General features: G+C 69.6%; 20 protein-coding genes. 15 read left to right on the top strand and 5 right to left on the bottom strand.

Going from position 1 to position 23702, the window contains the following annotated elements:
• Nucleotides 1-225 precede the first annotated feature (225 nt).
• Nucleotides 226-1167, bottom strand: a complete 942-nt coding sequence (locus tag ACZ6DL_RS22515; protein WP_466053872.1) for a LysR family transcriptional regulator — start codon at nucleotides 1165-1167, stop codon at nucleotides 226-228.
• Between the two features lie 75 nt (nucleotides 1168-1242).
• On the opposite strand from ACZ6DL_RS22515, the gene ACZ6DL_RS22520 reads away from it, so the two are divergent.
• Nucleotides 1243-2763: an MFS transporter gene (locus ACZ6DL_RS22520; protein ID WP_466053874.1), complete on the top strand. Its 1521-nt coding sequence runs from the start codon at nucleotides 1243-1245 to the stop codon at nucleotides 2761-2763.
• On the opposite strand, the gene ACZ6DL_RS22525 is transcribed toward ACZ6DL_RS22520, so the two are convergent.
• Complete coding sequence (locus tag ACZ6DL_RS22525) at nucleotides 2764-3054, bottom strand: hypothetical protein (RefSeq protein WP_466053875.1); 291 nt, start codon at nucleotides 3052-3054, stop codon at nucleotides 2764-2766.
• A 216-nt stretch (nucleotides 3055-3270) separates the two neighbouring features.
• Between ACZ6DL_RS22525 and ACZ6DL_RS22530 the strand changes: the two genes are divergently transcribed.
• A complete protein-coding gene (locus ACZ6DL_RS22530; RefSeq protein ID WP_466053877.1) occupies nucleotides 3271-4167 on the top strand; it encodes an SDR family oxidoreductase in 897 nt (298 codons plus the stop codon).
• A 112-nt stretch (nucleotides 4168-4279) separates the two neighbouring features.
• Here ACZ6DL_RS22530 and ACZ6DL_RS22535 read toward each other — a convergent pair whose 3' ends face one another.
• Together ACZ6DL_RS22535 and ACZ6DL_RS22540 are read right to left on the bottom strand one after the other, a co-directional pair.
• Complete coding sequence (locus ACZ6DL_RS22535) at nucleotides 4280-4672, bottom strand: hypothetical protein (RefSeq protein WP_466053878.1); 393 nt, start codon at nucleotides 4670-4672, stop codon at nucleotides 4280-4282.
• The gene (locus ACZ6DL_RS22540; protein ID WP_466053880.1) at nucleotides 4672-5013 is read right to left on the bottom strand and encodes a hypothetical protein; all 342 of its coding nucleotides are present in this window, start codon (nucleotides 5011-5013) and stop codon (nucleotides 4672-4674) included. Before ACZ6DL_RS22540 ends, ACZ6DL_RS22535 begins: the two co-directional genes overlap by 1 nt.
• A gap of 199 nt (nucleotides 5014-5212) precedes the next feature.
• Here ACZ6DL_RS22540 and ACZ6DL_RS22545 point away from each other — a divergent pair, with 199 nt between their 5' ends.
• Nucleotides 5213-6424 (top strand): helix-turn-helix domain-containing protein, encoded by a 1212-nt coding sequence (locus tag ACZ6DL_RS22545; protein WP_466053882.1) that lies wholly within the window; start codon nucleotides 5213-5215, stop codon nucleotides 6422-6424.
• A gap of 143 nt (nucleotides 6425-6567) precedes the next feature.
• Nucleotides 6568-7143 carry a GNAT family N-acetyltransferase gene (locus ACZ6DL_RS22550; protein ID WP_466053883.1) on the top strand — a complete coding sequence of 192 codons (576 nt, stop codon included), beginning with the start codon at nucleotides 6568-6570 and terminating at the stop codon, nucleotides 7141-7143.
• A gap of 150 nt (nucleotides 7144-7293) precedes the next feature.
• On the opposite strand, the gene ACZ6DL_RS22555 is transcribed toward ACZ6DL_RS22550, so the two are convergent.
• A complete protein-coding gene (locus ACZ6DL_RS22555) occupies nucleotides 7294-8451 on the bottom strand; it encodes an epoxide hydrolase family protein (RefSeq protein WP_466053885.1) in 1158 nt (385 codons plus the stop codon).
• A 424-nt stretch (nucleotides 8452-8875) separates the two neighbouring features.
• On the opposite strand from ACZ6DL_RS22555, the gene ACZ6DL_RS22560 reads away from it, so the two are divergent.
• The 11 genes from ACZ6DL_RS22560 to ACZ6DL_RS22610 all read left to right on the top strand — a co-directional run bounded on the left by ACZ6DL_RS22560 (nucleotide 8876) and on the right by ACZ6DL_RS22610 (nucleotide 23700).
• Nucleotides 8876-11833: a helix-turn-helix transcriptional regulator gene (locus ACZ6DL_RS22560; RefSeq protein ID WP_466053887.1), complete on the top strand. Its 2958-nt coding sequence runs from the start codon at nucleotides 8876-8878 to the stop codon at nucleotides 11831-11833.
• A 171-nt stretch (nucleotides 11834-12004) separates the two neighbouring features.
• Nucleotides 12005-13798, top strand: coding sequence for an acyl-CoA dehydrogenase (locus ACZ6DL_RS22565; protein ID WP_466054319.1), 1794 nt, complete (start codon nucleotides 12005-12007; stop codon nucleotides 13796-13798).
• Between the two features lie 46 nt (nucleotides 13799-13844).
• Nucleotides 13845-14456 carry a QsdR family transcriptional regulator gene (locus ACZ6DL_RS22570; RefSeq protein WP_466053889.1) on the top strand — a complete coding sequence of 204 codons (612 nt, stop codon included), beginning with the start codon at nucleotides 13845-13847 and terminating at the stop codon, nucleotides 14454-14456.
• Nucleotides 14453-15448: a 1-aminocyclopropane-1-carboxylate deaminase/D-cysteine desulfhydrase gene (locus ACZ6DL_RS22575; RefSeq protein WP_466053891.1), complete on the top strand. Its 996-nt coding sequence runs from the start codon at nucleotides 14453-14455 to the stop codon at nucleotides 15446-15448. Before ACZ6DL_RS22570 ends, ACZ6DL_RS22575 begins: the two co-directional genes overlap by 4 nt.
• Before the next feature lie 236 nt (nucleotides 15449-15684).
• Nucleotides 15685-16440 (top strand): GntR family transcriptional regulator, encoded by a 756-nt coding sequence (locus ACZ6DL_RS22580; protein WP_466053892.1) that lies wholly within the window; start codon nucleotides 15685-15687, stop codon nucleotides 16438-16440.
• Complete coding sequence (locus ACZ6DL_RS22585) at nucleotides 16441-16668, top strand: 4Fe-4S dicluster domain-containing protein (RefSeq protein ID WP_043690033.1); 228 nt, start codon at nucleotides 16441-16443, stop codon at nucleotides 16666-16668.
• A 12-nt stretch (nucleotides 16669-16680) separates the two neighbouring features.
• Entirely contained in the window at nucleotides 16681-18108 is a 1428-nt protein-coding gene (locus ACZ6DL_RS22590; protein ID WP_466053894.1) for an ABC transporter substrate-binding protein, read from the top strand.
• Nucleotides 18105-18971 (top strand): ABC transporter permease, encoded by an 867-nt coding sequence (locus tag ACZ6DL_RS22595; RefSeq protein WP_466053896.1) that lies wholly within the window; start codon nucleotides 18105-18107, stop codon nucleotides 18969-18971. Before ACZ6DL_RS22590 ends, ACZ6DL_RS22595 begins: the two co-directional genes overlap by 4 nt.
• Complete coding sequence (locus ACZ6DL_RS22600) at nucleotides 18968-19708, top strand: ABC transporter ATP-binding protein (protein ID WP_466053898.1); 741 nt, start codon at nucleotides 18968-18970, stop codon at nucleotides 19706-19708. The genes ACZ6DL_RS22595 and ACZ6DL_RS22600 overlap by 4 nt, the downstream gene beginning before the upstream one ends.
• Entirely contained in the window at nucleotides 19705-22413 is a 2709-nt protein-coding gene (locus tag ACZ6DL_RS22605) for a fumarate reductase/succinate dehydrogenase flavoprotein subunit (RefSeq protein WP_466053899.1), read from the top strand. Before ACZ6DL_RS22600 ends, ACZ6DL_RS22605 begins: the two co-directional genes overlap by 4 nt.
• 117 nt (nucleotides 22414-22530) lie before the next feature.
• Nucleotides 22531-23700, top strand: coding sequence for a MarP family serine protease (locus ACZ6DL_RS22610; RefSeq protein ID WP_466053900.1), 1170 nt, complete (start codon nucleotides 22531-22533; stop codon nucleotides 23698-23700).
• The last annotated feature ends 2 nt before the right edge of the window (nucleotides 23701-23702 follow it).

Consider the following 23702-nt stretch of genomic DNA (forward strand, 5'->3'; position numbering starts at 1 on the left):
CCCCGACAGTCGGCAACCGGTCCGTCGAACGGTACTAAAACGATGCCGAGCGCCGCGCCTGATCGACCATCGTGGTCACAGAACTCCCGTGCCCGGCCGGTTCGGCGTTCAAAGTATCACCGCCGCGACCGGACGGCATTGATTCGAATCCTCCTGGCACCCCGCATTCGCGTCGATTCGGCTGTCGTGCATCGGCCGCACCTGCTCGGAGGCGACGACACGGTGTCACTCGGGCGTGCGAACGGCCCCCGCCGATTTCCCGCCGCCGGGCTCGCACAACGCGTCGCGAATGGTGTCGCGCAGCCAGCGCTGGGCCGGATCGGCGTCGAGCCGGGCATGCCAGAGCAGGCGCACTTCGACTTCCGGCAGGTCCGCGGCAAGGGGAAACCAGCGAATGCCGAGCGTCCGGCCGTATTGTTCGGCGAGTCGCTGTGGGACCAGTCCGACGTAACGGCTCGAGGAGACCAGGAGCGCGGCGACAGCGAAAGTCGGGACGACGGCGGCGACGTGGCGTTGCAGGCCCGCCGCGTCGAGCGCATCGTCGAGCGGTCCGCGAGCGCGTCCACGGCGGGAGGCCGAGACGTGGGGATGCCCGCACAGTTGCCGCAACGTCGGGCGACGGCGCCTGCCCAGCGGACTGTCGGCGCGGACGATGCCGACCATTCGTTCCCGGTACAGCACGGCGGTGCGGATGTCGGGAGCCGCGGCCTCACCGACGCCGATGTCGAGATCGACCGAACCGTCGCGCAGGGCCTCGGCGCTCTCGCTGCCCTCCGTGACGAAACGGAGGACCACGCCGGGGGCGAGCGCGGCCGTGGCATCGACCGCCGTCGTCGCCAAGGTCGCGGCGACGCCGTCATTGATGCGAATGGTGAAGGTGCGCTCGAGCTCGCCGATCGCGATCTCGCGATCGGCGCTGATCAACGCGGACGCTTCGTCGAGCAGTGACCGCACCCGCGGCGCGGTGCGCAGTGCGAACGGCGTCGGAGCCATCCCACGCCCGGCGCGCACCAGGATCGGGTCGTTCATCGCCCGTCGTAACCGGCCCAGCGCTCGGCTGGTCGCGGGGATGGACAGATGCAAGCGCTCGGAAGCCGCCGTGACGCCGCCTTCCCGGAGCAGGGCGTCGAACACCCGCAGGAGGTTCAGATCCAGCTGCTCGGGCATAGTTGCATCCTACGCAAGTATCTATTGTCGAAGTTGCGTGGCACGAAGTTCATCGAGATCCCTACCGTCGGGGACATGCCGTTCAATGTCATGCTCCGGGATCGCGTTGCGTTGTCGCGAGACCCGTCCCGTCCCGCCGCACAGCGTGGTCTGCTCGCGATCATGTGCGCCTGCGTAGTCCTCGTCGTCGGGATGGTCGCCGCGATCAACCTCGCCGTCCCGATGCTCGCCTCGAGCACGCTGCGTCCGTCCGCGTCGACGCTGGTGTGGATCGTCGACACCTATGTGATCGTGTTCGCCTGCCTCGTCATCCCGGGTGGAGCTGCCGGGGACCGCTTCGGGCGCAAGGGAGTGCTGCTCACGGGTCTGGCGCTGTTCGCGGTGGGCGCGCTGATCTCGGCGACGGCACCCGGTGTGCCCGTGCTTCTGGCGGGCCGCGCGATCACGGGTGTCGGCGCCGCCGCCGTGCTGCCCAACACGCTGTCGGTCCTGCTGCACGCCGTACCCGCCGAACGCAAGGGCGCGACGATCGCCACTTGGGCGTCGATGACGGGCATCGGCGGAGTCGTGGGCAACGTCGGCGGCGGGTCGATCCTGTCGGGCGGCTCGTGGCGGTGGTTGTTCGCCGCCGCCGTGCCGATCGCGCTGGTTCTCGCCGCGCTCGTGGGACGTATCGCGCCGGTGTCGGCGCGCCATGATCGCCGCCTCGATCCGCTCGGCGCGGTCCTGCTCGTCGGTGCGTCGGTCGCGCTGCTGCTCGGCATCGTCCAAGGGCCGGAGGCGGGGTGGAACAGCACGGTCGTCGTCGCCGGGTTCGCCTGTGCCGCTTTGTTGTTCACCGCGTGGACGGTCGTGGAACTGAAGGTCGAGCATCCGCTGCTGGATCCCCGGTTGTTCCGCGTGCCCGGCCTGCGCAGCGCCTGCCTCGGCATGACGGCGGTCTTCTTCGGCATGTTCGCGCTGTTCTATGTCAACGCGTCGTTCCTCCAGTACGGCAAGGGGTTCGGCGTACTGCGCACCGGGCTGGGCATCGTCCCGCTGACCGTCCCGATCATCCTCGGCGCACGACATGCCGGACGCGTGTCGGGACGCATCGGCCTCGACGCGACCATCGCACTGGCCTTCACGTTCGTCGGATGTGGGCTGCTGGGGCTGTCCGCGAGCGGCACGCAGACATCCTACCTCGCATACGCGGCGTGGCTCGTGATCACCGGAATCGGTGTAGCGCTGGCACTTCCGACGCTGTCCGGCGCCATCGCCGGTTCGCTGCCGCCGGAGCAGGCCGGAGTCGGAGCGGGACTGCAAGCCACCACACGGGAATTCGGCAGCGCCCTGGGGGTCGCGGTCATCGGCACGGTGCTCACCGCGCGGTTCGCCGCCGCGCTACCACCGGACATCCGCGCCGACCATTCCCCGCACACCGTGGCCGAAGCCCTCGCCACGACCGCACCCGATCGCGCCGGCGAGGTCGTCACGGCGTTCGTCTCGGGCGCGGACGCCGGATTCCGCGTGATCGGCGTGACCGTACTCGTCCTCGGCGGGCTCGTCGTACTGCAGTCGCTGCTGTCCCGGCGGAGTAGCCCGGTCGTCGGTTGATCAGGGGACGATATCCGCGCTCGCGACGACGTATCGGGTGCGGTCGGTGTTCTGGGCCTCCGACCCGAGGTCGATCACCGTCGCGTCACCGAGTTGTTCGACGACGGTGACACCGATCTCGACCGGCACCGGGTACGCCGAATCGGGACCGAGGTCGTCAGGTGCGCCGAAGATCGGCAGCTTGTCGATCAGGCTGTGCGTGACACCGTCGACGTCGGTGAATTCGACCTCGATGACGCCCGGTTGATAGTCCGACACCCATCGGACGGCTTTCCCCCAAATAATCGCCATGAGGTCAATATCCCAGCCGATTCGGTGCTTCGCCCAATGCGCCGGCGCAACCACCGGTCGCCCTATCAGCGCCTCCAGCCGACCAGCGGGTACCCCGCACGCCGATCGAATCTCCGGGAGTGACGGGCGTCCGCCTGCACCACAGAACACCGGTGGCTTCGAGCCGCCGGATCGAATCCGCGAGGTAGTCGCGGACCTACACGAAGGAGTATCGACATGGACGTCTTCGTCACCGGAGCGACCGGGTGGATCGGTTCGGCCGTGGTCGACGAGTTGCTGGAGGCCGGTCACGAGGTCACCGGACTCGCCCGCTCGGGCGACTCGGCCGCCGCGCTGGAGCGGAAAGGAGCCCGGGCGCGGCGCGGCGGCCTCGACGATCTCGACAGCATCCGCACCGGCGCTACGGAGGCCGACGCCGTCGTTCATCTCGCCAACAAGCACGACTTCGCGAATCCTGCCCTGACCAACCGGACCGAGCGCAACGCCGTGCAGGCCATCGGCGACGTCCTCGCGGGTTCGCACCGGCCGTTCGTGCTCGCCTCCGCTCTGGCCCTGCTCGCTCCCGGCCGTGTGGCCACCGAACAAGACCGCTCACCGGCCCACGGTCTCGATTCCTTGCGCGGAGGCAGCGAGAACCTCGCGCTGGAGTTCGTGGAGCGTGGCGTCGGCACAGTCGTCGTGCGTTTCGCTCCTACCGTGCACGGCGAGGGTGACCATGGTTTCATCGCCGGACTCGTGGCGGCCGCTCGCGCCGAAGGGGTTTCGGCCTACCTCGGCGACGGGACCAACCGCTGGGCGGCGATCCATCGCAGCGATGCCGGGCGCATCGTGCGGCTGGCGCTCGACAAGCGGGTTCCCGGCGGCACCGTCCTGCACGCCACCGCCGAGACCGGCATCCCGGCCCGCGACATCGCCGACGTGATCGGACGGGGGCTCCGTCTGCCCGTCGTCTCGATACCGGCGGAGCAGGGCGGCGAGCACTTCGGCTGGCTCGGCAGGTTCTTCGGAGCGGACATGGCCGCGAGCAGTGACGCCACCAGCTCACTGCTCGGCTGGACGCCCAGCGGGCCCGGTCTCGTCGAGGACCTCGACAGCGGCTGCTACTACCGCTGAGCCAGATGCTGTTGCCGGGCAGAGGCGAATCGAGTGCGGGATTCTCACCAGAATCACCAGGATGCGGATGCGAACTGTCACGCGGCACTCGATCCGCCCGCCCCTCACCGTTCTACGGCAGCGCTTCGCTCCCGCGTTGGGAGGGACGCGGGCGGCGCGGGTACTTACTCGGCCGCATGCGACCGGCAGTCCGTAAGGTCTCCACCGCCGCGCATTTCCACGAGCACTCCTCCGCGTCGCACTCGAGATGCACCTGCATGAGCGCGTGCGCGTCGCCGGGGCCGAACTCCGGGCCGTCTCTCGGTTCTACCGCAGGCCAGCCCAACGGCGGCCAGCCCAGCAGGCACAATTGTTCATGGCCGACCCGTTCGGCGATGTGATAGACGCTCGGACCCCGCAACGGCCTGCGCCACCATCTGCTCGCGGCGAAGAAGACCGTCAGCAGCACCATGACCACCGCGGTTCCCACCACCAGCGCTGTGCCGACCTCGGACCAGCCGGACATCAAGACCCCACCCCGCTCTCCGATGGGCCGAACGGCGCCCACCGATGTCCCCGCTCCCACACCTGCTCGGGCGCGACGACAATCAGCGTCACCTCTTCCGTGAGACCGCGCCTGGCCGTCCAGATGTGCTCTCGAGTCGGAGCGATGACGACCGAAGCGCCCACCCGGCGGATCGTCTGCACGAGCAGCAGCGTCGGCATCAGCGCATCCCGATCCACCACCAGCACTTCCGGCTCGCGATAGCCTCTCCGCTCGGCTAGCGCCCGAATCGCGCGCTCCTCACCCGCGTGATCACTGCCGGACCGATCCAGCCGGATGTAGCCGAGCGCGATTTCCGCCATGTCCGCCCCTCTTCCGTCGATGTGGTGTGGCACCCGGCGCCGGGGATCCCGGACGGTGGCAACGCGGTCGGCGCTGTCGACGAGGGATGTGCTCGCCCGGCGCCGGGGCCGGAACAGACTGTGACGGAACGACAACACAGCGAAGCGGCAAAAGTTTTGCCACTCTGGGGATGAAGAAGTCTGTGGAATGGAATGCGTGATGACGATGACCCAGGAGTCCGGTGTCGGCGACAAAGTACGCGTAGCCAGGAAGCTGGCGGGCTGGAGCCAGGAGAAACTCGCGCGGGAGGCCAACTTCTCGGCGAGTCTGGTCCGGAAGGTGGAGCGCGGCCGCGCGCCCGCGTCCCCGGCGTTCGTCGCGGCATGCGCACGTGCTCTGCGCGTGAACCCGGCCGACCTGCTCGAGCAGCCCTACCCGCGCCAGACTCGCGACGAACAGCAAGTGCATGCCGGCGTAGCCGGAATCCGACGCGAACTGGCCGCGTACAAGATCGAGCCGGACGGCACCATGAACGCACGGCCCGAGCGCGAACTCGCCGCTGACGTCGCGAAGGCGTCCAAACTGCGGCACTCGGTCAACCTCGGTGACCTCGGCACGCTCCTGCCGGGCCTGTTAGCCGACCTCCGCGTGGCATGGCACTGCGCGACCGGAGCCGAGCGCAAGCGCATCTTCGGTCTTCTCGCCGAAACGTTCGCCGCGACCGGACAGCTCGTGTACAAGCTCGGCTATATCGACCTTTCCTCGTTGTGCGTCGAGCGGTACGAATGGGCAGCCGCGCAAACCGACGACCAACTGGCCGTGCTCGCGGGTGATTATCAGCGCGCGGGCGAGCTGATCTGCACGGCCGACTGGTCGACTGCCCTGCGCTTCCTCGAATCCAGCCGCGCGGCAATAGAATCCGACATCGCCGGCGACGACCCCGCTGTTCTCAGCATGTGGGGCAACCTCCACCTCAAATCGGGTCTCGCCGCAGCCCGCGCGGGACGGCGGGACGTCGCCGACGATCACCTCGCCGAAGCGCGAGAGACCGCCGACCGCATCGGTGGCGACCGGGACGACTACCGACTGTGCTTCGGCGTCACGAACGTCGACATCTGGTCGGTCGGGCTGGCCGTCGAGATGATGGACGGCACCGAAGCGGTGAAGCGCGCCGAACGTGTGCGTCTCCCGGCTACGACGCCACGTGAGCGCGCGGGCCACCACTACATCGACTTGGCCCGGGGATACCTGCTCCATGGCGACCGCACCAAAGCTCTCAACTCCTTGCGTAAAGCCAAAGAGATCGCGCCGACCCAGACCCGCTACCACCCCATGGTCCACGAGACGATTCGCGTTCTCGCTCGCGACGACGCACGGAGCAATGAGAGTGTGCGGGGTCTTGCCGCTTGGTGCGGAATCGATCGCGGCTGACCGGGCTCGTTGAGCCTGAGCGACCGTGCTCCCGCGACTAGGTAACCTTTCCGAAGGCACAGCGAGTCCTTTCGCAGTGCCTGCTTGCTGGACGTCGGGAGTTCCGGAACCGCTTCGCTCACGTCATAGACAGGGATTACGGTGTGAACCTTCCGGATATCGAATGGCGACATCTCGACGCTGTAGAGGCGCGTGAACTCAGAGCGACGGTCGAAGACATCTACCGCCGGTCTTACGTCGACGCGATCGCCTCCGGTGATCCGTTCGATGCGCCTGATCAGTTCATGCACCGATTCGACAACTACACCGCCCCCGCGGGCGGCAGTGTGTTCGCGATGGTCATGGCGTATGTCGGCGGGACGCCCGCGGGGCAGACGTGGGGGTGGACGCTGCGTCCGAATGCCGCGTGGTGGAAGAATTTTCAGCCGGACGATGGGTTCGGCGACAGCGCTACATTTACCGCCGAGGATGGCGCCCGGACATTCGCGCTGTCGGAAATCATGGTGTGCGCCGAATACACCGGTCGCGGCTTGGCGCGGAAGCTGCACGATACGCTGTTGAGCAGCCGGGCGGAACGGCGTGCGACGCTATTGGTCGAGCCGGAGAATCACCGCGCTTATGGGGCGTACCTGCGGTGGGGATGGTTCCGAGTAGGTGTGACGAAACCGAGTTGGCCGGACGCACCGATATTCGATGTCTTGATTCGTGAGCTGAGATAGCCCGAGCTAGCGACGCTGGACAAATGAGGCTCCTAGGGCAGCGCGTCGTCGCCGTTCCAGAATGCTCGTGCAATCAGATCGCGGACTAGTCTTCTCGCCCCGTCGTGGGGCAGGCGGTCGCCACTGCCTGCCCGCTCCGACTCCCCCGAATCAGCCCAGCGACCGGAAGAACTCGCGCACGTCGCCGATCAGCAGCTCCGGCACCTCGAGTGCGGGGAAATGCCCGCCGGAGTAGAACTCCGACCAATGGGTGATGTTGTGGGTGTGCTCGGCGAAGCGGCGGATGGCGTAGTCACCGTCCTTGAATACCGCGACGCCGGTGGGCACGGTGCCCTTCGGTTTCGGGGCGAACATGGTCGCGTCGTGGAAGCGCTCGTAGTAGAGGTTCGCGACGCTGCGGGCGGTGTCGGTGAACCAGTAGATGCTCACCGTGGTCAGCAGGCGATCGAGGTCGACGGCCTGTTCGGGCAGGTCGTGGGATCGGTCGGTCCACTCGCGGTACTTCTCCACGATCCAGCCGAGCTGGCCGGTCGGCGAATCGGCGAGCAACTGGGCGATGGTGTTCGGGCGGGAGCCCTTCAGGTTCATGTAGGCGGAACCGTCGTCCTGGAACTTCTTCATCGCGCCCAGGCGCGCCTTCTCCGCGTCGGTGAGGGCGGCCATGTCGTCGGGGTCGCCGGTCGGGAAGGTCACCAACGCGTTGACGTGTACGCCGAGGACATGCTCGGTATCGATCCGCCCCAGTGCCGGGGCGATGAAGGCGCCGTGGTCGCCGCCCTGCACGCCGTAGCGGTCGTAGCCGAGGCGGGCCATGAGTTCGGCGAGCGCCGCCGCGATCCGGCCGTCGTTCCAGCCCGGCTCGGTGATCGGGCCAGAGAAACCGTGGCCGGGCAGTGACGGGATGATCAGGTGGAAGGCGGGCGCGTCCGGGGCGCCGTGCGCGGCGGGGTCGGTGAGCGGGCCGATCACGTCGCGGAAGTCGGCCACCGAACTCGGCCACCCGTGCAGCAACAGCAGCGGGGTGGCGTCCGCTCGAGCCGAGCGCACATGCAGGAAGTGCACGTTCTGTCCGGAGACGATGGCAGTGAACTGCGGGTAGGCGTTCAACTCCGCCTCGGCGGCGCGCCAGTCGAACTTCTCGGCCCAATACCCGGCCAGTTCCTTCAGGTAGGCGGTCGGCACACCGCGCTCCCAGCCGACGCCGGGCAGGTCGTCGATCCAGCGGGTGCGGGCCAGGCGCGAGCGAAGGTCGTCCAGCTGGGCCTGCGGGATGTCGATGCGGAAGGGGCGGATCTCGGTGTTCGTCATGCCATTGATACTTCGGGTAAAGAGGGGCCCGCCGAATCACGAGAATTCATTATTTCCCTACTCCCCCAGCCCGCCGACAAGTAACGAACGACGCCTAATCCGGCCGCACCACCCTCGGCCGCCATACGAGCGCCCTCCACTGGCCCGGCCGATACCTCGCCACCAACCCCACCGCTCTTATCCACGAGTGGCACACCATTGCGGCATCAGCCGAGAAGACCCCTCCATGGTGTGCCGCTCGTGAACTCCAGGCGGCGTCCGCGCCCGGTCGACGCCGCGCCTGGCGTTCGACGCGGCTCGGGTGAGGGCGGGGAGCGGCTTTCCTGGTGTAGACGTGGGCGCTCTTGCTGGAAGTGCCGTCCGCCGCACTCCGCCTCGGCTCCCGCGATTGGCGCCGACCTCGCGGTAGGGGCATGATCGCGCCGTGGTCAGCCTTCCGGTATGCGGCGCCTTCGTGGGGCGGGCCGCTGAGCTTGCGGCATTGCAGGATGCCCATGGGGACCCGGCGGTGCATACCGTGCTGGTCGGGGGCGAAGCGGGGATCGGTAAGTCGCGGCTGGTCGCGGAGTTCGGGACGCGGCTGGGGGCCGGCACGGCGGTGCTGTCCGGGCGGTGCCCGGAATTCGGCGCGAAGGGGGTGCCGTTCACTCCGTTCGTCGCGGTCATGCGCGCACTGCTGCGCGAGCAGGGCGTGGCGGTGCTAGCGGCGCTGCTCCCGGCGAAACCCGCGCTGGCGCGCTGGCTTCCGGAACTGGCGGCGCGGTCCGGCGCGGCGGAGATCGACACCGATCGGATCCGGTTGTTCGGCGAGATCCTGACCGTGCTGGAACAGTGCTCGATGACCAGACCGCTGGTGGTGGTGCTGGAGGATCTGCACTGGGCCGACGAGGCCGGCCTGGAATTGCTCGCCTTCCTGGTGGCCAACATCGCCGAAGGCGATCTGTTCTTGGTCGGCACCTACCGGCCGGCCGATTCCGGACCGTTGCGCAAGCTGGTCGCGGGCCTGCGCCGCGACCCGGGTGTCCGCCTGCTTTCTCCGGCGCCGCTGACCAGGCACGAGGTGGGCAGACAGCTGGCGGCGCTGCGCGGCCGGGAGCCGGAACCAGGGACGATCGGGCGAATCTTCGAGCGCAGCAAGGGAATCCCGTTGTTCGTCGAGGCGCTCGGTCCCGCACCCGAGGATACGCCCGCCGAGCTGTCGGAGCTGTTGCTCGGCCACCTGTCCGACCTGCCCGATCAAACCGCGTCGGTACTGCGGCTCGCGGCGGCGGCCGGGTCACCGGTCCGGCACACCCCGCTGGCGTCCGCGTCCGATCTCGCCGAGGACGCGCTCACCGCGGCTTTGCATCAGCTGATCGACCAGCAGCTCTTGGTGCCCACCGACACCGGCTATCAGTTCCGCCACGTGCTGATCCGCGACGCCGTGTACGACGATCTCCTACCGGCAGAGCGAAAAGCACTGCACCGCAATCTTTGTCGCGCACTGGCCGCGCTCCGCAAGCAGGAACCGGACGAATGCCCCTCCGGCGAGCTGGCCTACCACGCGCATGCCGCCGGAGAGTTGCCGCTGGCACTCGAGGCCGCCTGGGAAGCCGCGGCCGAAGCGGAAAACGTTGGGGCGCATCGTGTCCGCGTGCACTACCTGGACCAGGTGCTCGAATCGTGGGAGCGGGTGCCGGAAGCGGCGAGCCGGGTGGACGCCGACCGGATCGATGTGGTGGAAGCGGTGGTGGCCGCGTGCTACCGGGGCGGTGTCGTCGAGCGCGGGATCGCGGCGGCCGACGAGGCGCTGGCCGTCATCGATGCGGGAAGCGACCCGGAGCGCGCGGCCCGGTTGCACTACTACCGCGCGGGACTGCGCAATCAGAGCAGCGGCGGCGGTGAAGACGACCTGCTCGCGGCGCTGGCCTATCTTCCTTCGGACCGGCCCACCCTGTTGCGCGGCGAAGTGCTCGCCGAACTCGCCGCGGCGCGGGTGTTCAGCGGTGCGGCGGCCGCGGCCGAGAACGACGCGCGTGCCGCCGTCGAGGTGGCCGAACGGTTACGCAGTCTGCCGAACACCGACGACACATCTCCGGTCATGGCTGCGCCGCGTGCGCTCGCGGAGGCCGCCGGTGCGGATGCCGCGTCCGCGTGGCCGCGTTCGAGCGTCTTACGCGACGATCGGCGCGCCGGGGCGCTGGCCGCGCGCGCCTACGCCTATCTCGGGCTGGCAACCGCGGACCGGCCGGAGGCCGCCATGACCCACTTCGAACAGGCGCATGCGATCGCGAAGGCCGCGCAAGATCCGGGCACCTTGCTCACGGTGGTGCTGTGGGAATCGGCGCTGCTGGTGTCGGCGGGCGCCGACGAGGCTGCCATCACCGCGATCCAGCAGGGGCTGCGCGCCGCGCACGAGACCTACCGATTCGCCGAGGCGGCACCGATCCTGCTGGTCAAATGGGCACAGGCGCTCACCGCGCTGGGCCGCTGGAACGAAGCGCTCGAGCTGATCGACGAATCGCTCACCGAGCAGCTGACCCCGTTGAGCACCGCCGCGCTGCTGCTGTGTCACGCGCGGATCATGCTGGCGCGTGGGGACGAGCAGGCCGCGGCGACGAGCGCGGCCACCGCGCAGCCCTTGCTCGGAGACCGCCGCTGGGCCAGGCAATACCAGATCCAACTGCACACCGTGCAGGCCGAGATCGCGCACGCGGCGGGCAACCCACAGCGCGCCGCCGAGATCGGCGCCGCGACATTGAGCGCGGACGACCTGGCCGCGCACCACCACGAGGCATGGGCACTGGCCGAGGCGATCGCCCGAACTCGTCGCGCCCCACTGGTTCTCGACTCCGTCACGGCGAAGTTGCCGGTGACGTCGGCCGTCGACACCGCGTATCGGAATTCCTGCCACGCCGTGCGCAGTGGCCGTCCCGCCGATTGGGCCGCGGCGGTTTCCTCTTGGCGAGCCCTGGGCCGACCGTACGAGCTCGCGCGCAGCCTGCTCGAATCCGGCGACGCGGAATTGGCGGCGGGTGATCGCGCGGCAGCACGCGGCGCACTGCGTTCCGTTCTGAAGCTGGCCGACGAGTTGGCGGCCGTGCCACTCGCCGAGCAAGCCAGGCAGCTGGCCGACCGCGCCGGGATCGATCTCGCCCAATCCGGCAACCGGCCTGCCACGACCTCACGCCCGGACACCGCGGGCCTGACCCCCCGGGAACTCGATGTGCTGCGTCTGGTGGCGACGGGAGCGAGCAACCGTCAGATCGCGGCCGAGCTTTTCATCAGCGCCAACACCGCCGGTGTGCACGTCTCGCGGATCCTCGCCAAGCTCGGCGCGTCCAGCCGCACCGAAGCGGCCGCGACGGCGCGGAAACGCGGGGTGCTCGTCGCCGACGGATGACCGACCACCGGCGGGCGACGTGATCGGCATCGTCCGGCACCGCCGCGTGTGCAGAACGGCCGCGACCCACCAGGCATACTCCGCAGCGGCCGAACGGTGGGATGGCCGTGGATACCGGACCACCGACCCGTAAGATACAGTACGTCGAACATGTCTCGAAAGGACGGGCTGATGCGGTCGACCTTGCTGTCCCGGCGCGATCTCGATTTCCTGCTCTACGAGTGGCTGGACGTCGAGCGGCTCACCAAACGCGAGCGGTACGCCGAGCACTCGCGCGACACCTTCGATGCCGTGCTCGACCTCAGCGAGCAGCTCGCGACCAAATACTTCGCGCCGCACAACAAGCTCAACGACGCCAACGAACCCACCTTCGACGGCGAGCGCGTGACCATCATCCCGGAGGTCGGGCAGGCGCTGGAAGCCTTCGCCAAGGCCGGATTGCCTTCGGCGGCAATGGATTACGAACTCGGTGGCGCACAGCTGCCCGCGACCGTCGCGCAGGCGAGCTACGCCTGGTTCCAGGCGGCCAACCCGGGCACCGCGGGCTACCCGTTCCTCACCGTGGCCAACGCGAATCTGCTCCTCGCCCACGGCCCGGAGCACGTCGAGAAGTTCGTCAAGCCCATGCTCGCGGGCCGCTTCTTCGGCACCATGTGCCTATCGGAGCCGCAGGCAGGCTCGTCGCTGGCCGACATCGTCACCCGCGCCGAACCGCAGGACGACGGCAGCTATCGCCTGTTCGGCACGAAGATGTGGATCTCGGGCGGCGACCACGAGCTCGGCGAGAACATCGTGCACCTGGTGCTGGCCAAGATCCCCGGTGGGCCCGCGGGCACCAAGGGCATCTCGCTGTTCGTGGTGCCCCGCTTCCTGGTCGGCGACGACGGCGCGATCGGCGAACGCAACGACGTCGCCCTGGCCGGGCTCAACCACAAAATGGGCTTCCGCGGCACGGTGAACACCGTGCTGAATTTCGGCGAGGGCCGCTGGACGCCGGGCGGCGCGCCGGGCGCGGTCGGCTACCTGGTCGGGGAACCGCATCGCGGCTTGACCTACATGTTCCACATGATGAACGAGGCGCGCATCGGCGTCGGCCTGGTCGCCACCGCGCTCGGGTACACGGGATACCTCGAGTCGCTGGACTACGCCCGCACCCGCACGCAGGGCCGGGCCAAGCTTCCCGCCGACCCGTCCGCGCCGCAGCGGCCGATCATCGAGCACGCCGACGTGAAGCGAATGCTGCTGGCGCAGAAGGCGTACGCCGAAGGGGCGCTGGCGCTGGTGCTCTACTGCGCGCAGCTGGTCGACGAGCAGCGCACCGCCGAGTCCGACGACGACCGCCGCGCGGTCACCCAACTGCTGGACATCCTGACCCCGATCGCCAAGAGCTGGCCCTCGCAGTGGTGCCTGGAGGCCAACAGCCTCGCCATCCAAGTGCTCGGCGGCTACGGCTACACCCGCGAATACAACGTCGAGCAGCACTATCGGGACAACCGGCTCAACCCGATCCACGAGGGCACGCACGGCATCCAGGGCCTGGATCTGCTCGGGCGCAAAGTGACCCAGCAGGGCGGCGCGAGCCTGCTCGCACTCGGGTCCCGGATCGACGCGACCATCACCGCCGCTCGCGCGGCGGGCGGCGAGGCGGCCGAGCTGGCCGCACAACTGGATTCGGCGTGGCGGCGGCTGGTCGAGGTCACCGCGGGGCTGTTCGCCTCCGGCGATTTCGAGGCCGCGCTGGCCAACAGCTCGGTGTACCTGGAAGCCTTCGGGCACACCGTGCTGGCCTGGATCTGGCTCGAGCAGTTCCTCGCCACCGCGGACCGTGCGGGCGATTTCTACGATGGCAAGCGGCACGCGGCCCGGTTCTTCTATCGTTTCGAATTGCCCAAGACAGCACCGGCACTGGATCTGCTCGCCAGCCTGGACACGACTACTCTGCGGATGCGCGACGCCTGGTTCTGAACACCGCCCGTTTCGATACACTTCTCAGAAGATGTATCATTCCGCGGTGATCGATTCCAGTCAGCGGACCACCCGCCCTCCCGGCCGACCGGCCTCCGCGACCAGGGAACAGGTCATCGAGCACGCTCGCCGGGCGTTCTTGTCCGGTGAGCGCGTGGACATCCAGGCGATCGCCGGACAGCTCGGGCTCAGCCGCGCGTCGGTCTATCGCTGGTTCGGCTCCCGCGACGGAGTGCTCGGTGCGGTCCTGGCCGGGGAGTTCGAGGCGCTGCTCAGCCGGGCGGACGCCCGCCGCCGCTCCACCGGAGCGCGGCGCATCCTGGACGTGCTGTACCGGGTCAACCGGTGGATGACCGACAACGAACCGTTCCGGCGCTATTTCGAGAACGAGCCGCTGTCCGGGCTGCGTATCCTCACCGGGAGCGACGGGCCGGTACAGCCGCTGGTCGTGGGCACCGTCCAGGAGCTGATCATCCGGGCCACGGAGGAGGACGGCTACGACCCGCCGCTGGAGCCGGCGCTGCTCGCTTACGCACTGGTCCGGCTCGGCGAGGCGTTCCTGTACAACGACAACGTCGCGGGTATCCGCGGCGACGTGGACCGGCTGCACGAGGTGCAGGCGGCGCTGCTGGGCATCCCCGAGGCGATCACGCCGTGACCGGAGCGCTGCTGCACGCGCGCTTTCCCGAGGTGGCCGACACGTTGCCGTTCCTCCGGCTCGGCACCGCTCCGACGCCTGTGCGCCGCTGTGACCTCGACACCGCCGCCGAGCTGTGGTGCAAGGACGAGAGCGGATACGGCGACGGCGGATGGGGCGGCAACAAGGTCCGCAAGCTGGAATGGCTGCTGCCCGAGGCACGACGGCGCGGTGCGCGCACTATCCTCACGGTCGGCGGCACGGGGACCAACTGGGGCCTGGCCACGGCCTTGTACGGGCGCGCCCACGGCATCGATACCGTTCTCGCGCTGCTGGACCAGCCGGTCGACGACCACGTGCGCGCACAACTGCGGCGACTGGAGAATTCCGGCGCCGCTTTGTATTACACGCACAGCAAACTGCGCACGATCCTCGCGGCGCCGTGGCTGTATCTGCGCCGGATCCGTGGCGGCAGGCGTCCGTACTTCCTCCCCGCGGGCGGGTCGTCACCGGTCGGCGCGCTGGGCTATGTCGAAGCGGCGTGCGAACTCGCGGCCCAGGTCGCCGCGGGTGAGCTTCCCGAGCCCGGTTACCTCGTCACCGCGGTCGGATCCGGCGGCACCGCGGCCGGCCTCGCGCTCGGCCTGCGGCTCGCCGGGCTGCGTACGCGCGTCGTCGGAGTCGTCGTCAACGACACGCTTCCCCTCGACGCGAAGCACATCGTCCGCCTCGCCGAACGGACCGAACGCCTGCTCCGTACGCGCGGAGCGCGCTTCGCGCCGACCGGACTTCGGCCCGAGGACATCACGATGACGACCGACTGGCTCGGCCCCGGCTACGGCCACACCACGCCCGCCGCCCAAGACGCCGAACAGCGCGCCGAAGCGAGCGGATTGGGCCTGGAGACCGTCTACACCGCCAAAGCGCTCGCGGCGCTGCTCGCGATGGACGGCGCGGGCGCCTTCGGCGCGGAACCGGTGCTGTTCCTCAATACCTACGGCCCACGACCATAGATCGGTGCGCCGAAGCCTGGTCGCCGCCGCGTTCGAATCGCCGTGATCGAAATTCGACCGTCGGCGCCCGACGTGGCGTATTGCCCGGACAACCGGGCATATCGCCAGGTCGGGCGGCGGGACACCCGGCGCAATAACATCCCCTGATTTTTCCCGGCGGCGGCGCGGGCGAAAACGCCGCCCAATCCGCATTATCGTCGCTATTCGTGCAGGTCAGCGATGGAAAGGCGGAAACGGTGGCAGCGGAACCCACGCCGGTGCGGCAGTTGCGCGCCGATCAGGCGCGGCGGGTGGCCGACATCCTGCGCCACCAACTGCACGCGGGCGCGTTCGACGGCGCGCTGCCGAGCGAACAGGACCTGGCCGCCGAGTACGGCGCCTCGCGCAATACCGTCCGCGACGCCTTGGCGCTGTTGAAGGATGAGGGCTTGATCGACCGGGCGCCCAAGGTGGGCACCCGCGTGGCCACCCGCAAGTACGACCACGGGCTCGACGCCCTGCTCGGATTGCAGGAGACCTTCAAAGGCCACGGCACCGTGCGCAACGAGGTGCGCGCGGCGATGCACGTCGCCGCGCCGCCGGCTGTCGCGCGCAGGCTCGGTCTGGCGCCGGGCGAGCGGGTGGTCTATCTCGAGCGGCTGCGCTACCTTGCGGATCTGCCGTTGAGCCTGGACCTCACCTACCTCGTGCCCGACATCGGCACCGAGGTGCTCGGCCACGATCTCGAGCACACCGACATCTTCGTGCTGCTGGAACGCATCAGCGGCCGCTCGCTCGGCTCGGCCGATCTCACCCTGGAGGCGGTGCCCGCCGACCCGCACACCGCCTCCACCCTCGACGTCCCCGGCGGCGCGCCGCTGCTGATGCTGGAACGGCTGACCCGGCTGGACGACGGCCGCCCGGTCGATCTGGAGTACATCCGTATGCGCGGCGACCGCATCACCATGCGCGGCAGCCTGACCCGCAGCACCCCCGAATGGAAGGTCCTCTAGATGGCACTCGTGAACCAGCGCGCCGACATCCCCGTCACCATCGACGAGTCGCTGTGTATCCAGGGCTGCACGCTGTGCGTCGAGATCTGCCCGCTCGACTCCCTGGCCATCAACCCCGACAACGGCAAGGCCTTCATGCACGTGGACGAGTGCTGGTACTGCGGTCCCTGCGCGGCCCGCTGCCCCACCGGCGCCGTCACCGTCAACATGCCCTACCTGCTCCGCTGATCTGGAAGACCGATGAAAGCAAAACTCGCCCCCATCCTGCTCGCCGCCGCGCTCGCGCTGACCGGGTGCTCGCTGGAGCAGACCGACGACACCCCCGCGGGCACCGTGAAGGTGGTCGTCGGCTACCAATCGAAGACCATCAACACCGTCACCGCGGGCACCTTGCTGCGCGCGCAGGGCTACCTCGAGCGGCGACTACAGAAGATCACCGACAACGGCGGGGCCAAGTACCAGGTCGAGTGGCAGGACTACGACACCGGCGCGCCGATCACCGCGCAGATGGTGGCCGAGAAGATCGACATCGGGTCGATGGGTGATTACCCGTTGCTGATCAACGGCTCCCGCACCCAGGCGGGCGAGCGCTCGCGCACCGAACTGGTGTCGGTGACCGGGTACAACCCCAAGGGCGCGCTGAACATGGTGGTGGTGCCGAACGACTCGGCGGCCACCGGCATCGGCGATCTGGCCGGGCAGAAGATCTCGGCCAGCGTGGGTTCGGCCGGGCACGGCACGCTGGTGCAGGCGCTCACGCGGGCGGGCATAGACCCGGCCAAGGGTGTGGAGGTGCTCAACCAGCAGCCACAGGTCGGCGCGACCGCCCTGGAGTCCCGTCAGGTGGGCGCGCTGTCCCAGTTCGTCGCGTGGCCCGGTCTTGTCGTCTTCCAGAACAAGGCCAAGCTGCTCTACGACGGCGCCGAACTCGGCGTGCCGACCTTCCACGGCGTGGTGGCGCGGCGCGCGTACGCCGCCGATCATCCGGAGGTGCTCCAGGCGTTCCTGGCCGCGCAGCTGGACGCCACCCAGTTCCTGCGGGAGAAGCCGTTCGAAGCCGCGAAGATCGTCGCCGACGGGTCCGGTCTTCCACAGGAGGTGGTGTACCTCTACAACGGCCCCGGCGGAACCAGTTTCGACACCACGCTGAAGCCCAGCTTGATCGCGGCGCTCAAAGGCGATGTGGCGTACCTGAAGTCGATCGGCGACTTCGCCGATCTGGACATCGACCGGTTCGTCGACGACGCGCCGCTGCGCAAGGCGTTCGCGGAGACCGGGCGCACCGACTACGACGGTGAGCTGGCTTCCACCGCCAACCCGACCCGCGTCACCGGCGCCGACCCCCTCTGCGGCACCGCGGCGCAGAACCCGGCGCTGGCCGGCGAATTGTGGCTTGACGGCGCACCGGAGCCGCAACCCGCCGCCGACCCGACCTGCCTGCTACGCGCGGTCCAGGCTGCGAAGGCACAAGGCAAGGCGATCCGCGCCGCCTACATCCCGGATACCGAACTCGGCACGCGCTGGTTCGCCGACAAGTCGATCTGGCTGCGCGACGGCGCCGCCTACCTGCCCTTCACCACGGCCGCCGCCGCACAGCGCTACCGGCAGGCGCATCCGTCCGCCACTGCGGTCAGCTACGACCAGGCCGTCACGGAAGTACGCGGATGACCAGCGAACTCGCCGCCCCCGCGGTGCGGGCCACCGCGAGCACGACCGACGCCACCGCGACACGATCGGCCGCCGCCACGGCGGCGCGATCGGCCTGGCGCTCGCGCCTGCTGCGGGTAGCCTCGGTCGCCGTCGCGGTCGGCCTGTGGCAGCTGCTCACGGTCAACAACGTGCGGGCGGGCCTGCGTTTCGACACCTTGCCGACCGTCACCGAGATCGTCGCCGAATTCGGCACCCAGTTGCGCGCCGACCAGTACTACCTGGACATCGCGCAGTCGCTGATCCGGATCGTCACCGGCTTCGGGCTGGCCGCGGTGGTCGGCGTGGTCGCGGGCATCGGCCTCGGCCGCTCGCGGCTGCTCGCCGACACCTTCGGCCCGCTGGCCGAACTGGTCCGGCCGATCCCGGCCATCGCCCTGGTCCCGGTCGCGATCCTGCTGTTCCCCAGCGACGAATCCGGCATCGTGTTCATCACCTTCACCGCGTCGCTGTTCCCGGTGCTGGTCAGCACCAGGCACGCGGTGCGCGCACTGCCCACGATCTGGGAGGACGCGGTGCGCACCCTCGGCGCGTCCCGGCTGGACGTGCTCGCGCGCGTGGTGTTCCCCGGCATCCTGCCCGGCGTCTTCAGCGGACTGTCGGTCGGCGTCGGCGTGGCATGGATCTGCCTCATCTCCGCGGAGATGATCTCCGGACGTCTCGGCGTCGGCTACCGCACCTGGCAGGCCTACACCATCGTGGACTATCCGGCGGTGTTCGTCGGCATGATCACCATCGGCGTCCTCGGTTTCGCGACATCGGGGCTGGTCGAGCTGGCCGGCCGCCGCATCACCCGCTGGCTGCCCAGAGAGGTCGAAGCATGACCACAGTGATCGACGCACCGGCATCGACCGGGATGCGCCTGAGCCTCACCGGCGTCCGGATCGCCTACGGGGGCGAACCGGTGCTCGACGGGCTGGACTTGGCGATCGCGCCGGGCGAGATCCTGGTCGTGGTCGGCAAATCCGGCTGCGGCAAGTCGACCTTGCTGCGCGCGATCGCCGGACTGCGCGCCCCGGAAGGTGGAACCATCCTGGCCGACGACGACCGCGTGAGCGGTCCCGCGGCCGACCGCGCCCTGGTGTTCCAGGACGACGCGCTGTTGCCATGGCGCACCGTGCGGCAGAACATCGAACTCGCCCTGCGCCTGCGCGGCACGCCCCGGGCCGAGCGCAGAGCCACCGCCCTGCACTGGGTGGACGAAGTCGGGCTCACCGGGTACGCCGACTATCTGCCGCGCGACCTGTCCGGCGGCATGCGCCAGCGCGTCCAGCTGGCGCGCAGCCTGGCCGCCGCGCCGCGCGCCGTGCTGATGGACGAGCCGTTCGGCGCGCTGGACACCCAGACCAGGGAAACCATGCAGCGCCTGCTCATCCAGACCTGGCGCGCCCATCCCACCACCATCGTCTTCGTCACCCACGACCTCGACGAGGCCCTGCTGCTCGGCGACCGCATCGCCGTGCTCGGCGGCGGCACGCTGCGGGCGCTGGTGCCGGTGCCCGCGCCGCGCGAGGCGATCGACCGGGCCGCGACGAAGGCCGAGATCCTGGAGAAACTGTGAACATTCCGCCGCTGTCGGAACGGATCCGGCTGGACTGCGACGTGCTCGTCATCGGGGGCGGCACGGCGGGCACGATGGCCGCGCTCACCGCCGCCGAGCAGGGCGCGAACGTGCTGCTGCTGGAGAAGGCGCACGTGCGGCACTCCGGTGCGCTGGCCATGGGCATGGACGGCGTGAACAACGCCGTGATCCCGGGCAAGGCCGAACCGGAGGACTACGTCGCCGAGATCACCCGGGCCAACGACGGGATCGTCGACCAGCGCACCATCTATCAGACGGCGACGCGCGGCTTCGCCATGGTGCAGCGGCTGGAGCGCTACGGCGTGAAGTTCGAGAAGGACGAGTACGGCGAGTACGCGGTGCGCCGGGTGCACCGCTCCGGCTCGTACGTCCTGCCGATGCCCGAGGGCAAGGACGTCAAGAAAGCGCTGTATCGCGTCCTGCGCCAACGCAAGATGCGCGAGCGGATCCGCATCGAGAACCGGCTCATGCCGGTGCGCGTGCTCACCGAGGGCGGGCGCGCCGTCGGCGCCGCCGCCCTGCACACCCGCACCGGCGAATTCGTCGCCGTCGCCGCGAAAGCGGTGATCCTGGCCACCGGGCCGTGCGGCAGGCTCGGGCTGCCCTCCAGCGGATACCTATACGGCACCTACGAGAATCCGACGAACGCGGGCGACGGCTACTCGATGGCCTACCACGCGGGCGCCGAACTCAGCGGCATCGAATGCTTCCAGATCAACCCGCTGATCAAGGACTACAACGGCCCGGCCTGCGCCTACGTCGCCAATCCGTTCGGCGGCTACCAGGTCAACGCCGACGGTGAACGCTTCGTCGACTCCGATTACTGGTCGGGCCAGATGATGGCCGAGGTCAAGCGGGAGATCGAATCCGCGCGCGGCCCCATCTATCTCAAGGTGTCGCACCTGCCCGACGAGACGCTGAGCACGCTCGAAGGCATCCTGCACACCACCGAGCGCCCCACCCGCGGCACCTTCCACGCCAACCGCGGCCACGACTACCGCACCCACGACATCGAGATGCACATCTCCGAGATCGGCCTGTGCAGCGGGCATTCCGCCTCCGGCGTGTGGGTCGACGAGCACGCGCGCACCACGGTGCCCGGCTTGTACGCGGCGGGTGATCTGGCGTGCGTGCCGCACAACTACATGATCGGCGCGTTCGTCTACGGCGATCTCGCCGGCGCGCACGCCGCGTCCACCCTGGACGATGTCGCCGCACCCGCCGACCTGCCCGAGGACCAGCTGGCCGCGGCCCACGAGCTGATCTACCGGCCGTTGCGTCAGCCGGACGGGCCGCCGCAACCGCAGGTCGAGTACAAGCTGCGGCGTTTCGTGAACGACTATGTCGCGCCGCCCAAAACCGCGGCCAAGCTGAGCATCGCGGTGGAGACCTTCGACCGGATGCGCGGAGAGGTCGAGAGCATCGGCGCGCGCACCCCGCACGAGCTGATGCGCGCGGTGGAGGTGTCCTTCATCCGCGACTGCGCCGAGATGGCCGCCCGCAGCTCCCTGACCAGGACCGAATCCCGTTGGGGCCTCTATCATGAGCGCGCCGACCAACCCGAACGCGACGATGTCGAATGGCGATACCACCTCAACCTGCGCAAGAACCCCGACGGAACCATGGCCTTCCTGAAGCGACCGGTGGCGCCGTACCTGGTTCCCGTGCCCGGGCTCGACGACCTGCCCTCGGCCGATGCCGAAGCGGTGCCGGTGCACCAGCCGCACCTGATCGCAGGCCGTGCGCCGCATATCGGCGTCGCCGCTGACGACGATCGGGCCGCCACCGCGACGGCGCAACCCGCCGCTCCCCCGTCACCCCGGATCGTCGCGTTGCTCGCGCTCGACGAGCCCACCGTGGAGCAATTGTCGGCTTATCTGACCGATCCCGACGCGGGCGTCCGGGCCGCGGCGATCTCGGTGCTGAGCGAGCACACCCCGCAGGGCTTCTCGATCGCCCTCGGCGAGGCCTTGGACGACGAAGCGGCCTCGGTCCGGCGTGCTGCCGCGGCCGGTCTGCGCGAGCTCGTCGAAGTGCTGCCCTCCGCGGACGGGCTCGCCGACCGGCTCGGTTCGGCCGATCCCGTCGTGCGATCCACCGTGATCGATCTGCTGCGCGCGCTGCGGGCGGGCGAGGCCGCGCAGTATCGCGCCGCCTTGGCGGACGGGGATCATCGCGTCCGCATCGAAGCGGTCCGCGCGCTGGTGTCGCTGAACGATCGCGACGGCGTCGCCACCCTGGCCGCCGACGAGAATCGGGAAGTGCGGATCGCCGTCGCCCACGGCCTCGCCGCCATCGGCGACGGCGGGCTCGAGGTGATCCGTCGCCTCGGCGACGACCACGACCCGCTGGTGCGTGCCGCGGCGCTCACCGCGTTCGCCCAGCTGGGTGGCGAACCCGCGGACGTCACCGCACTGGACGCCGCTCTGCGCCATTCGGCCTGGCAGATCCGTCAAGGCGCGGCGCGCGGGCTCGCAGGCGCCGACCCGGACCTCGCGGTGCCGATTCTGGCCGCCGCCCTGCACGATCCGCATCTCGACGTCCGCAAGGCGGCGGTGCTGTCGCTCTCGGCGTGGCCGCACCTGCCCGCCGCGCACGACGCGCTGCGCGCCGCGATCGACGACACCGATGCCGACGTGCGCGCGTATGCCCGGCGGGCGCTGGCCACCCAGCCCACGGCATAGGGCAACATGGTTGCCGCAGCTCGAATCGCTGATTAAATTAGCGGCTCGACCGTTGCCGACGCGCTAACCAGGGTATAGCCGGGTGGTGACGGGGCGGCCGACGACGAGTCCGCGCCGTTGTCCATCAGCAGCGACGGGAGTGTGGCGTTGACCGTGCCGAACTGGCTGGATCTGGCCGTGCTCGGCATCCTCGCGGTCGCGGCGGTGCTCGGCTGGCGCCGCGGCGCGATCGTGGGGCTGCCCGGCTTCGCGGGTGGATTGGCGGGGGCGATCCTCGGCGCGGCGCTGTCGGCGGCGGTGCTCGGTCAGCTCGCTCCGGGCGCCGTGCGGCTCCTCCTGGTGCTGGTGGTGATCGTCGGGTTGGTCGCCTTCGGCGCGGTCGCCGGGCACCGGGCCGGACAAGCCGCGCGCGCCGCGGTTTCCGATCCCCTCACGCGGCGCGTCGACGCCCTCTGCGGCTGCCTCGTTCATGTGCTCGCGGTCCCGCTGGTGGTGTGGTTGTTCGCCGCGCCGGTGGAATCCGCCGCCTTGGTGCGTGATTCGACCACCGTGCGGACCGTGGACGACGTCGCGCCGTTCTGGCTGTCCGGGCTGTCCGAGGTGCTCACCGGGCCGATCAGGGAGGCCGGGCTCGGCCTCCCGCTCGCGCCGCCCGATCCCGGCATCGTCGACGGACCGATGCCCGCCGAACTGCGGGCGAGCGTGCTGCGGATCCAGGACCTCGCACCGACCTGCGGTGTGCGCCAATCCGGCTCCGGCTTCGTCATCGCGCCGGAGCGGGTGCTGACCAACGCGCACGTCGTCGCAGGCTCCAGCAAGGTCTCCGTCGACGCCCCGACCGGATCGCTCACCGCCGACGTCGTGCAGTTCGACCCGACCATGGACATCGCGGTGCTCGCCGTCCCCGGTCTCGCCGCCCCCGCCCTCACCGTCGCGCCCGAACCCGCCGGTCCCGGCGCCGACGCCATCGCGCTCGGCTATCCGCGGGGCGGGTCCTACACCGCGTCCGCCACCCGGGTGCGCAGCCGGGCCGCGCGTCAGGTACGCGACATATACCGCACCGGTCTCGGCGAACGCGAGATCTACACCGTCGACGGGTCGATCCAGCACGGCAATTCGGGCGGACCGCTGGTCGACCGCGCCGGCCGCGTGCTGGGCATCGTGTTCGGTGTCGACGAGAACAACAGCAACGTCGGGTTCGCCACGAGCCTGCCGGAGGTCCTCGATCGGCTCGACCACGCATGGCGATCCGACCGGCCGGTCGACACCGGCCCCTGCGCCTCCTGACC

Source organism: Nocardia sp. NPDC041819 (assembly GCF_055590505.1).